The following is a 9,773-nucleotide window of genomic DNA, read 5'->3' on the forward strand; positions in this document are numbered from 1 at the left end:
CCACTTTCACAGACAAAAGTTCTCAGCATTGAATCAGCTAAGAAGAAGGCGCAAACACAGCGCAGCAATGCCCCATCTTATGTTCCTCCAGTACAGAAACCTGAGATTGTTACTGAGCTGGATAAGTATGACTACCTGTTCAGTCTTACAGCGAAAGACAATGTGCTTCTTCGTGATCCAGACCGTGAATGGATGGAATATTACGAAAGCACAGAAGAATACAAACAGAACGCGGCTTCACGATACGAACGCTTACGCAAATACTACGGGCGTACTCGCCAGACCGTAGCATCATAAGAAAAGGAATCAGCTATGAGACGTGACATTTTTATCGAAACTCGCAACGTGCTTGAGTTCCGTCAGAAGGTACGTGCCTTGGAAGACGATCAGCACGGCGAACCGGGCTTTGCTTTGATTTTTGGTCAGGCAGGGCGTGGCAAGACTGAGACCACCCGTAACTATCATGCAATTAATGGCGGGGTGTTCTTTCGCGTTATGCAGGGGTGGACGCAGTGCGCTTTTTTGCAGGAACTGTGTAATCAGGTCTGCGGGTTGCGGCCTCGTTCGTCTGCCGCCTGTAAGAATAAAATTATTGAGGCGCTGGAAGCTCAACCCCAAACCATTTTTGTTGATGAAGCAGACCGTTTGCATATCGACCGTATTGAAGATTTACGTGACATATTTGACGTAACTGGCTCGCCTATCATTCTTATTGGTGAATTAGAATTACGCGGACTTCTTGGTACCCGCCGTCGTATTTGGAGTCGTGTTAAGCAAGTTGTTGAGTTTGGGGCTGTGTCAGAGGAAGACGTGGCAATTCTTGGAGATGAAGCCGCAGGGCTGGATATTACACCCGATGCTTGCGCGCAGATTGTCCGGCAGGCTGACGGAGATTTTCGTCTTGTGTGGAGCTTTATCGGGCAACTCGAACAAGCTGCAAAGGCGCATGAAGAACAAGAAATAAGCCCAGCTCTTGTGGCTAAGGTTGCTAAGCAAGTGGCGAGTTGGAGGAAGTAATGCGTGAATACAAAATGCCTTTAATGCGAGAGGCAGTAAGTAATTTGGGCAAAGATAACAGAGTGTTTTCAAACCAAATGCTCTATGCGGTACTAAATGTAGAGACTGATGAGGAAAGAGGTAAGGTTCGTTCAAGAGCAACAGTGATGGTAAAATCCGGTGAATTAGTGCGGGTTGGGCGGGGGGAATATCGGTATAACGAGGACTCTACAACCGCAAGGGGCAAGGAGTCTGTCACTCGTATGTGGCGTGGGATAAAAACAGCGACTCCCGGCTTTAGTCTTCAGGAATTAGCAAGGGTATCTGGCTCCGGTTATTACCATGCAATGTGGTACGTAAAAGAGCTGGAAGAGCAGGGCTATCTGCGCCGTGTAGGGAAAAAGAGGAAGGCTGTGCTGTACGCCGCTACAGGAAAAATGCGCAAACAGCAGCGTGCGTATATCCCGTCTCAAAACATGAAAGATCCTTTTGCTGTTGAAAAAGCCTCGTTACATGAACTGGTCGGTATTTTCTTGCAGCAGGATTTGCATCAACCAAGAGTAAAGCAGCAGGTAGTAGAGCTGGCTAAGATTATCTTGGAGCGCTTTGAAGAGCAGGCTGCGGATGTCTGATGGTTTAGAATTGTATGCTCTAAAATGTCCTGATCTACAAACAATTGCAGTGAACAATAAGTACCTGCTGTGGGTAAAAATTGGCGGGCAATTTCAATTAAAGGACGTGATGGTGAAGGCCATACGCCAGACAAGCCGCAATGCGTATCAAGTAGATGTGTTCGGTTGTGGCTTCAGGAAAACTATAAGCGCTAAAAAATTGCGAGAGCGAGTGCAAAATGAATAATGAAGCACGGATGAGTTATCCCTCAGAAAAGCTATATGGCTTGTTGGCAGAGCTAGCGGAGAAGATAGAAGCATTGCCTAAGAATCTACAACCCTCAGTATATAGTGTGGCAATGAAGCTGCTTGATGAGGTGACAGCACAGGCGGAATTTGAACGAACTGCACCCGCAACAACTGCAACACAGTAGGAGGTGGCATGGAACATGTACAAAGCAACACAAGGCCATACGGTCCAATTTCTGGTGCTCTGCATAGCTATTTGATTGAACTTGCAGCTCAGATGCAAGCGTTGCCCAGTGAGGACTTTGAGGTTGCGAACCGCGCATTTAAAGGGGCATTGGCAGAAGTAGAACGTGTGGCAGAACTTGAAAAATACGCAACAATAACAAGCTAGGGAGATAGAATGGACGGATACATGGAGAATGCACAAGGGCATTTTGTGCCAGTGGATCAGGTTAAACCAGTCGATTTGGCGCGTCATGAGCTGGTTATGGAAAAGGTAGACAAGGCCAAGGCCATGCAGGAGGAACTCGCGGCACTGAAAGGCGAAATCATGAATGACGTGGAAGCCTTTGTTTCCCTTTCTGCTGAACAGTACGGCGTGAAGATTGGCGGCCAAAAGGGCAATGTGTCTCTTGTTTCCTACGATGGGCAATATCAGATTAAGCGACAGATCAGCGAGCACCTAGATTTTGATGAGCGCCTTCAGGCCGCAAAGTCACTCATTGATGAATGCCTGAAGGATTGGACAGAGGGTAGTCCCGGTGAATTACGTGCCGTGGTGAATGATGCGTTTCAAGTGGATAAAGAAGGCAAGATTAACGTAGGGCGTATTCTTGGTCTGCGTCGTCTTCAGATTATGGACGAGCGGTGGAGGCGTGCAATGGAAGCTATTTCAGATTCTATCCGCGTGACAGGCACAAAGGCATACTTCCGAATCTACGAACGCAACGCAAACGGAAAGATGGCGGCTATTCCGCTGGATATCGCAGCATTGTAACAGTGCGAAACTGTCCGAAGCAACCAGCGGACAGTCGTTGAAGCGTGGCGGCTTCAACCTGATGAGCAGCCAGAGAGAATTGATATGAGTAGAAATGCAGAACTAGCCAAAATTCATATGGGCAAGAAACAGCTTGGCCTTGATGATGAAACATACCGCGTCATGCTGAGCGACATGTTTGGTGTAACCAGCGCCGCAAAGCTGAATTTTAAGCAGCGGTATAGGTTGATGCGTCACATGGAAGAACGTGGGGCAGTGTTTGCCAGCAAGAGCCAGCCAACTGCCAAGCCCACAGAAGATTTCTATGTTATTCCAGATGATGCACCGCACGTTCAGCAGAAGCGCTACATACTTGCGTTATGGAAGCAACTTGGCTGGAAGATGAGCGGAATAGATACTCGTATGAAAAAGCAGTTCGGTGTTGAAAGCTTCATCTGGCTTAAAGATCAGGCCGCATTGCAGACGATCACTAAGGATTTAGTGAACCGTTGCCATGCTCGCGGAATCGACACCGATTAGATGCAGATCAGCTCCGAACATGCAGAGCTTGCAGCGCAAATACAAGAACGGTTTGGCACTATCCATAACTTTTGCAAGCAGCATGAATTTCAGCTGAACCGTTCCACCGTCTACATGGTGCTGCGCGGCGTCTACGCTGGAAACACAGCGCGGCAAGTCGAACGGATAGAAAACGCATTGAATGAGTGTAGGCCAGAAGAACAAATTTTTACAGCAATCAAGCAGGTCGCGTGTAGTCGCTGCTCTGTTACATCAATGCATTGCAAGAGATGCGATAAGCTTTTTACGGCACAGGCCAAGGCCGTGTTGGAGGTGGTATGAATAGCAAGCTGTGCCGCATAATGGCGCAAATGATGATTGAAGGCTTTCGTCCATTCGGAGGGGAAATAGCAGAGGACGTTTATTCGAAGCTTGGCTGCAAAGATGCCTCCCGTGCCTATTGGCTGCATCGCTGGCCTATCTTGCACTGCCTTGGTTGTAATAAACGCTGTACCCCAAAGAGTACAGAAGGCTTTCAAGTGCCCATGCAGTTTCCGGCATCGCAAACACAAAACAAGTTCTCCATGCTTCCAGAAGAAATGCTACAAGCAAAAAAGTTTCTTAGAGTAGATGAGGCTGCCTATTGTCTGAATATCTCAGAGCGTACCGTCCGTAAGCTTGTAGATGACGGTGTGCTTGTTCGGCATATGCGTTTGCCCATTCGAATAACGGCAGAGAGTGTGCGTGAGGAGATGGGGCGGGTGGATTGGTAATGAAAAAGGGAGTTATATAACTCCCTTTTTATTACGCAGCATGTAATCCTGCTTTGTTGATTACCTTTGAAAGGTAATTCATTCGTCCTTTATGGGATGATTGATTAAGCGCAGCATCAATAGCTTTTCTTTGATTTTCTGAGAGATCATTACTTGCTTGCTTAATTAGCATTTCTAGCAATGCTTCGTATTCTTTTTGAGAAAAAGAGTCTGATTTATTTTCGTTATACTGGCATGATAGATAAACAAGCCTTTCATAAAGGCCGCGCTGCTCAGCCAGTTTTTTTTGAATTTTTTCTTGTACTTGATGTTCTGTTTGGATGCGATCTGTTAGTGACCTGAAGGAACCCAGAACAGCAAAAAGAGAGACGGCAACGCCTGCAAGAGAAAGTAGATTTGCAAAGTTCATATGTTAGCTCCCTGCTTTCTTAAAAATCCAGAATGGATTGCAGTCAACTACATGTTTATTATATCTTTCAAGGACATGTATTGTAAATATACATATAATACTAGCTGATGAGGCTGTCGTAATATGAGACGGATGAGTTGTTTCAGTACATACTACTCCAAATAGTGCAGAAAAAACAATGCAAATAAGTATACACAGTCCTAACATGGTTGTGCTTTCAGAAGAAAGACCGATGGTTATTGCATACATCGCAGCGGTAATCGCATATGTCGTTTCTGCGGGAGTCCCGTTACGAAACCAGTATTCCAAGAATAAAGGTAGTAAAGGGAGAAGCATATGGAGTATTATACATGTTAAAAAATTACACCATTCGTCAGACAGAGTTGGAAATCTTTTTGCCAAGCTGAATACCTCCGTGGTTTTGGAGGTATTGCAAAAGGAGTTAATTGTCTAGAATCTAACGCAACAAACTATCATTTTTGGTGTTTTTTCCGCGGTGGTATGTTTTTAACGATGGCCTCAGCCCTCCCATCTGTGTGTTGCAGCTGCATTACTAGCGTTTCTAACATTCCTAATGCAATATAAATGTCTAACATGCTAGGCTGATGTCCTCTGTGCATAACTCCATGCCCGACTTCAAGTACTTTATTTAATAAATCAACTTGTACCTTTGACAAGTAACCATCATTTTGCATTTTAGCAAAATTGGCTTTGAAGCTTCCGTTATCTTTTACGAATTCAATCATTAATAACTCAAGAGTTGCTCGAATCGCCATCGCTGCGAGCATTGGCTTTTCGTTGTTTACAGCAAAATAGAGTTCTTGAATCAGTTCAAATGAAGGGTCAAGGTTGGGTAGGTTGAAATCGAGTACACCGTGTTTTCTTTTCCGAATGCTAAAAATTTGTTGCATCTGTTTTTCAAACTTAGGGTATTGAGTAAAAGTTATAGCTTCTTCTGGAAAATCTTCTGAGGAGTACGATTGATGAATAAGATATACGGTTTTGCAGCCATTACACATCACCAATGTGTATTTATTGTAGAAATACATACTGTTATACTCGTCGAAGTCATCAGTTTCTTCAAATTCTTTATCAAAAAGTTCAGTGCAATACCGATGCCCACGGCATGTCGTGCAGTTAACCATATCGGTTTTGTTCCATTTACTCATTATGATTGCCCAATAGAAAATTTTTGAAGTGGAGTTTTGAGGGGGGCGATATTTATCTTATGTATCAGTATATTATGTGTTTTTTGCAGCAGCTGCAACCTCGAAAAAACGTTATAGTAAAAGTGTTGAGCGTTGAGTAACGTTAAAAATCTGCATTTTGATATGCTGTTATAAAATATAAAACGCTGCACTCAACATTTCAATATAAGAAACGTAGATGTGCAGCGTTTTTCAAGCTTAAAACGGCCAGCAAAGAATTATGCTGTAATAACCGAACGGTATTTATCTTTACGTTTAGTGAAGGCAGGAAGAGTCCCTTCTAGAACGTCAACTACCGCATCATTTATTATGCGTTTTTCGATGCCTCCAGAAACATAAGAAAATTTATTTCCGTTTTCTTTTTCGATTGAGACCCTAATAACTTGTTCTGAATCCGCAACAACCGCTAAGTTTGGGTTGTGGGTAACCATAATGATCTGACGTCGTTTTTTTGGCTTCTTTTATGAATGGCACTAAGACTTCTGCAACACTCTTATTGTCCAAGTTGTCTTCGGGCTGATCAATAATGAGAGGGACATCTTCTTTGTCTAGAACAAGGTAGAAGACAAGCAACAAAGCACCTTTTTCGCCGGGTGAAAGTTCGGCTAGGCTTTTCCCGTTTTGGCTCAAGTCATAATGAGATATAAGATAGTCTAAACCAAAAAGGTAATCATAAAATTCTTTCCGATCTCTGACTAAGTCAGTAATGGATGTTTTTTCTTCTGGTTGTGTGTTTATATTATGTTCAAGAGCATAAATCATTTTTTCTTGGAAGTTTGCCACACTCTCCTTGCTGTTCCAGCATGTTACAGCAATTAATTTTTCCTGTAGCGTTTTTTTGCTGCCTTCCCTGCTGTAGAATGAGCCGGTTTTATTTCTCAGCAAGTGGGACAATAGATGATAAGAAAAATCTGGAATTAAGGAAAATGAACTTGAAATGCTTAAGTCTACAGCATTTGATTTTTGAAGTTGCTCGTCAATATTTGATTTGACGTAATCATAGATAGATTTGATTTGTGCTTTATGGTTATAGATTTTTTTGGAAATTTCGATGCGTTCTTTTTTTTAATGTAATGAGTTCGTTTGGTGTTTCGTTTTTTTATTGAATTTTAATTTTTTGTGACAGTAGGCTAATCTCTTTTTTTGATTTGTTCCTTTTTCTCTTTCCATTCATTTAAGTCTGTTGAGTAAGTTATGTAGCTTTGTTCATGTGTACTAAAATTTCAGAACTAAGAGTTTTTTATTTTGTTTTTTTACAATGCTCTATTTTTTTCATTCAGGGTCAATTCATCATATTTTCTATGTATATTTGGGATCATAGGTTTAGATAATTGAATTTCACAATCTCGATTTAATTTTTCTAATTTTTGTATTTGATTATCAATTATGGAATTGTTGAATTTGATATGAATAAGTTCATAAGCATTAATATTATTAGCTTTTAATATAGAATCATATTGGTTAGTTATATTGTTTAAAGATTTAATCTTGTCTGTAATAGCATCTTTATAGTTAGATAGTGTTGCTACTGTTAACTTATTACTAGTAAGAGATTCAGTGAGTAGAGTTTTATTACTATTAAGTTTCTCTTTTTTCTCCTCCCAACCATCAAGTTGAATACGTTTTTCTTTTACCTCCTCAGTATCAGCCTTTGATTTTGGATCTATTACCTCTTTTGGTAGTTCTTTTAAATGGGCTTGCAACTCTTCTTGCTTTAGCTTGAGAGCGCTTTCTTTTTTCTTTTTGGAACTCTGGAGTGAGTAAATTCTCTTTTTTTATAATTTCTGTATTAAGTTTTGAGAGCTTGTCTTTAAGAGTTGCTATTTCAATATCTACAGTTTGTTTTTTAAATTCCAGAAGATCAGAAAATGAATTTTGGCCTAATCGATCGTGTGCTGGGATATATTGGAATACAACTTTTTCAATTTCAGCTCTAAAATTCTCAGTTTTATCTATTTCGTTACAAACTTTCTCAAAATAGCTCTGAGGTAGGTATCGAGCTCGTGAGACAAGGGCAGAATCGATATTATGGTCTAATAAGCGCTTATCAGAGGTGGAGCCACTTCGGAACGTTAGTTGGGCTGCGAATCGGTCCGCTAGTCCCTTTTTTTTTAAAACGATCTTTATCTAAAAATGTGTAGTCGGTAGAATGTTCACCGTCAGCGCAAAGTGCAGTAATATCCGCTAAAGCACTTTTTCCGCTTCCTTTATTGCCGATAATTGTAATAAGTTCAGGGTTTAAGGGGATATCTACGTGCTCAAACCAAATGCTTTGTTGGTCTTTATCGCTAACCCGATTTATCGTAATTTTGTCGAGAAATTTGGCAGGCTCGTTTTTAAGTCTTGTAAGCACATCAGGCTGTGACCCGATAAAAAATCTTTCTTCTGGTTCATTAAGAGCATATTTCAACCCTTCGAAGTTAGGGCTTCCTTTAATCCAGCAGTTTTGTTTTACCGTATAATCAAGAGCATTATGATTGTCAGAGCATAAAATCATAGGGATTTCGCGGTTAATTGTTGGAAAAACAAACTTTCTATATCCTTCTTGATCTTTTTCTTGACCAAGTTCGTATATATCAACCAGATTCGCTAGGTCTGTTTTCTGAGCCATTGTATGCGGGAGGGCATTTGTAATGTTTTCAACAGAGTTTGATTTTTGCCCCGCGTGAATTGTTGTAATTCCACCAAGGCTTTTGATTAATTTTATTGTATCATCTATGTCGCAATAGACTTCATTTCTTTTCTTTGGGTTGGAGCCGTAAGTGTTTGCTATGGCGGTTTTGTTTTTAATTTGTCCCCAGATGAATTCAAGATTTGTTTTTTCTGAAAAAATTCCGATATAGTGTACTGGTTCACGTCCTCTAGCTTCAGCTAAAAATTCAATTCCGGGGAGAACTGTTATTCCTAGAGGCTTTCCTAGGTCAGCAAGTTCTTGGTAACGATTTATATTGATATAATGATGATCAGTAATAGCAAAGACTGAAATATCGTTGTGGGCCATGCTGTTAATAATATCTTGATTCGTAACATTTCTGTTTTTATAGCAAAGATTTGAGTCTGGTGTGTGAACATGAAGATCCCATTTATGCCATTCAGAGCCGCGTGAACTCATAATGCCCCCCATAATGTATATGTATTGTGTAATATGATTTATTTGTGTTTCTATTTGTAAAAAGTGGAGTGGGTTAGGTCAATAACTTCATGTTATTGTTTTTTCTGCCCCAACACCCCCAATTTCCCGACATACTCCATAAAACGCACTACGCTGCATACCAATACTTCAATAAAGGAAGGTTGGTATGCAGCGTTTTTTATTATCTCCTAACTTCTATTTAGACGAATTTTGTCGCAGCCAGACGGCGGAGCGGTTAGGGCGTTCCATTGTTGTAGAGCAGGACTCCGAGATCTTTCAGAATCTGAAACAGTTGTGCGCCACAGTCTTACAGCCGTTGCGTGATGAGCTTGGTGTTAGCATTACCATTACGAGTGGTTATCGTCCTAAGTGGCTGAATGACCATATCGGCGGTAGCCAGACGAGCTATCACTTGTTTGGACTGGCTGCTGATCTCGTTGTTCCGGGCGTTCCTCCTTTGCAGGTAGCTCAAGCTTTTGAGCGGCTGAGCCTGCCATTCCAACAAGTCATCAATGAATATGGTTCGTGGACGCACGTAGCAGTTCCTCCGATCGGAGAGGAGCCGTTACGACAGTCTCTTACTTTCGCGCACAATGGTGAGCAGCGTTGCGTTAAGGCCGGACTGCATAACGTGGTGCAGGCATAGCATATGGCGATACTATCTATCATCTCCGGTCTGTGCGCCTTTGCCCCGACTATTGCCAAATGGATTGGTGGCGACAGTGCGGAAAAAGTCACAACGCAGGTTGTGGGCATGGCAAAGGCCATTACGGGAACGGATTCCGACGATGCGGCGCTTGCCGCCTTGCAGCAGAATCCAGAGCTTGCCCTCCAGTTTCAACAGGCATGGCAGAGCTACGAGCTCGGCTTGGAAAAAGAGCTTACCAAGCGTCATGAGG

The 9,773-nt window shown here is 42.0% G+C and carries 15 protein-coding genes, 1 other RNA gene and 2 pseudogenes; 13 read left to right on the forward strand and 5 right to left on the reverse strand.

What is annotated here, in order from left to right; genetic code table 11:
• The 11 genes and pseudogenes from MKHDV_RS18280 to MKHDV_RS18330 form a co-directional block, all read left to right on the forward strand.
• Window positions 1-297 (forward strand): annotated as a pseudogene (locus MKHDV_RS18280) (transposase); the annotation flags it as partial.
• A 15-nt stretch (window positions 298-312) separates the two neighbouring features.
• Window positions 313-1,017 carry an AAA family ATPase gene (locus MKHDV_RS18285; protein ID WP_160717900.1) on the forward strand — a complete coding sequence of 235 codons (705 nt, stop codon included), beginning with the start codon at window positions 313-315 and terminating at the stop codon, window positions 1,015-1,017.
• The gene (locus tag MKHDV_RS18290) at window positions 1,017-1,628 is read left to right on the forward strand and encodes a hypothetical protein (RefSeq protein ID WP_160717901.1); all 612 of its coding nucleotides are present in this window, start codon (window positions 1,017-1,019) and stop codon (window positions 1,626-1,628) included. The genes MKHDV_RS18285 and MKHDV_RS18290 overlap by 1 nt, the downstream gene beginning before the upstream one ends.
• Window positions 1,621-1,854 (forward strand): hypothetical protein, encoded by a 234-nt coding sequence (locus tag MKHDV_RS18295; protein ID WP_160717902.1) that lies wholly within the window; start codon window positions 1,621-1,623, stop codon window positions 1,852-1,854. Before MKHDV_RS18290 ends, MKHDV_RS18295 begins: the two co-directional genes overlap by 8 nt.
• Complete coding sequence (locus tag MKHDV_RS18300) at window positions 1,847-2,041, forward strand: hypothetical protein (protein ID WP_216846963.1); 195 nt, start codon at window positions 1,847-1,849, stop codon at window positions 2,039-2,041. The genes MKHDV_RS18295 and MKHDV_RS18300 overlap by 8 nt, the downstream gene beginning before the upstream one ends.
• A gap of 8 nt (window positions 2,042-2,049) precedes the next feature.
• A complete protein-coding gene (locus MKHDV_RS18305) occupies window positions 2,050-2,247 on the forward strand; it encodes a hypothetical protein (protein WP_160717906.1) in 198 nt (65 codons plus the stop codon).
• 9 nt (window positions 2,248-2,256) lie between these two features.
• The gene (locus tag MKHDV_RS18310; RefSeq protein WP_160717908.1) at window positions 2,257-2,853 is read left to right on the forward strand and encodes a DUF3164 family protein; all 597 of its coding nucleotides are present in this window, start codon (window positions 2,257-2,259) and stop codon (window positions 2,851-2,853) included.
• A gap of 2 nt (window positions 2,854-2,855) precedes the next feature.
• Window positions 2,856-2,928, forward strand: an RNA gene (locus tag MKHDV_RS18315) — hammerhead ribozyme type II.
• A gap of 9 nt (window positions 2,929-2,937) precedes the next feature.
• Window positions 2,938-3,372: a regulatory protein GemA gene (locus MKHDV_RS18320; protein ID WP_160717910.1), complete on the forward strand. Its 435-nt coding sequence runs from the start codon at window positions 2,938-2,940 to the stop codon at window positions 3,370-3,372.
• Window positions 3,373-3,693 carry a hypothetical protein gene (locus tag MKHDV_RS18325; RefSeq protein ID WP_160717912.1) on the forward strand — a complete coding sequence of 107 codons (321 nt, stop codon included), beginning with the start codon at window positions 3,373-3,375 and terminating at the stop codon, window positions 3,691-3,693.
• Window positions 3,690-4,124: a helix-turn-helix domain-containing protein gene (locus MKHDV_RS18330; RefSeq protein WP_160717914.1), complete on the forward strand. Its 435-nt coding sequence runs from the start codon at window positions 3,690-3,692 to the stop codon at window positions 4,122-4,124. Before MKHDV_RS18325 ends, MKHDV_RS18330 begins: the two co-directional genes overlap by 4 nt.
• 31 nt (window positions 4,125-4,155) lie before the next feature.
• Here the strand turns inward: MKHDV_RS18330 and MKHDV_RS18335 are convergent, their stop codons facing one another.
• The 5 genes from MKHDV_RS18335 to MKHDV_RS18770 all read right to left on the reverse strand — a co-directional run bounded on the left by MKHDV_RS18335 (window position 4,156) and on the right by MKHDV_RS18770 (window position 8,853).
• Window positions 4,156-4,533, reverse strand: a complete 378-nt coding sequence (locus MKHDV_RS18335) for a hypothetical protein (RefSeq protein WP_160717916.1) — start codon at window positions 4,531-4,533, stop codon at window positions 4,156-4,158.
• Between the two features lie 473 nt (window positions 4,534-5,006).
• Entirely contained in the window at window positions 5,007-5,702 is a 696-nt protein-coding gene (locus MKHDV_RS18340; RefSeq protein ID WP_160717918.1) for a DUF4145 domain-containing protein, read from the reverse strand.
• Window positions 5,703-6,116: 414 nt separating this feature from the next.
• A complete protein-coding gene (locus MKHDV_RS18760) occupies window positions 6,117-6,524 on the reverse strand; it encodes a hypothetical protein (protein ID WP_216846964.1) in 408 nt (135 codons plus the stop codon).
• 470 nt (window positions 6,525-6,994) lie between these two features.
• Window positions 6,995-7,444 (reverse strand): hypothetical protein, encoded by a 450-nt coding sequence (locus tag MKHDV_RS18765; RefSeq protein WP_216846965.1) that lies wholly within the window; start codon window positions 7,442-7,444, stop codon window positions 6,995-6,997.
• A 344-nt stretch (window positions 7,445-7,788) separates the two neighbouring features.
• Window positions 7,789-8,853 (reverse strand): PHP domain-containing protein, encoded by a 1,065-nt coding sequence (locus tag MKHDV_RS18770; RefSeq protein WP_216846966.1) that lies wholly within the window; start codon window positions 8,851-8,853, stop codon window positions 7,789-7,791.
• A 187-nt stretch (window positions 8,854-9,040) separates the two neighbouring features.
• Between MKHDV_RS18770 and MKHDV_RS18350 the strand changes: the two genes are divergently transcribed.
• On the forward strand, window positions 9,041-9,520 hold the full coding sequence (locus MKHDV_RS18350) for a D-Ala-D-Ala carboxypeptidase family metallohydrolase (RefSeq protein WP_160717920.1): 480 nt from the start codon (window positions 9,041-9,043) through the stop codon (window positions 9,518-9,520).
• A 3-nt stretch (window positions 9,521-9,523) separates the two neighbouring features.
• Window positions 9,524-9,773 (forward strand): annotated as a pseudogene (locus MKHDV_RS18355) (hypothetical protein); the annotation flags it as partial.

Origin of the sequence: Halodesulfovibrio sp. MK-HDV (assembly GCF_009914765.1) — a bacterium.
Classification (GTDB): Bacteria; Desulfobacterota; Desulfovibrionia; order Desulfovibrionales; family Desulfovibrionaceae; genus Halodesulfovibrio.

What these genes read in the sequence shown, in the direction of transcription:
- MKHDV_RS18320 (WP_160717910.1), top strand. Translation starts at nt 2,938, where the DNA reads ATGAGTAGAAATGCAGAACTAGCCAAAATTCATATGGGCAAGAAACAG.
- MKHDV_RS18340 (WP_160717918.1), bottom strand. Translation starts at nt 5,702, where the DNA reads ATGAGTAAATGGAACAAAACCGATATGGTTAACTGCACGACATGCCGT.
- MKHDV_RS18330 (WP_160717914.1), top strand. Translation starts at nt 3,690, where the DNA reads ATGAATAGCAAGCTGTGCCGCATAATGGCGCAAATGATGATTGAAGGC.
- MKHDV_RS18300 (WP_216846963.1), top strand. Translation starts at nt 1,847, where the DNA reads ATGAATAATGAAGCACGGATGAGTTATCCCTCAGAAAAGCTATATGGC.
- MKHDV_RS18770 (WP_216846966.1), bottom strand. Translation starts at nt 8,853, where the DNA reads ATGAGTTCACGCGGCTCTGAATGGCATAAATGGGATCTTCATGTTCAC.
- MKHDV_RS18290 (WP_160717901.1), top strand. Translation starts at nt 1,017, where the DNA reads ATGCGTGAATACAAAATGCCTTTAATGCGAGAGGCAGTAAGTAATTTG.
- MKHDV_RS18310 (WP_160717908.1), top strand. Translation starts at nt 2,257, where the DNA reads ATGGACGGATACATGGAGAATGCACAAGGGCATTTTGTGCCAGTGGAT.
- MKHDV_RS18335 (WP_160717916.1), bottom strand. Translation starts at nt 4,533, where the DNA reads ATGAACTTTGCAAATCTACTTTCTCTTGCAGGCGTTGCCGTCTCTCTT.
- MKHDV_RS18305 (WP_160717906.1), top strand. Translation starts at nt 2,050, where the DNA reads ATGGAACATGTACAAAGCAACACAAGGCCATACGGTCCAATTTCTGGT.
- MKHDV_RS18295 (WP_160717902.1), top strand. Translation starts at nt 1,621, where the DNA reads ATGTCTGATGGTTTAGAATTGTATGCTCTAAAATGTCCTGATCTACAA.
- MKHDV_RS18285 (WP_160717900.1), top strand. Translation starts at nt 313, where the DNA reads ATGAGACGTGACATTTTTATCGAAACTCGCAACGTGCTTGAGTTCCGT.
- MKHDV_RS18350 (WP_160717920.1), top strand. Translation starts at nt 9,041, where the DNA reads ATGCAGCGTTTTTTATTATCTCCTAACTTCTATTTAGACGAATTTTGT.
- MKHDV_RS18325 (WP_160717912.1), top strand. Translation starts at nt 3,373, where the DNA reads ATGCAGATCAGCTCCGAACATGCAGAGCTTGCAGCGCAAATACAAGAA.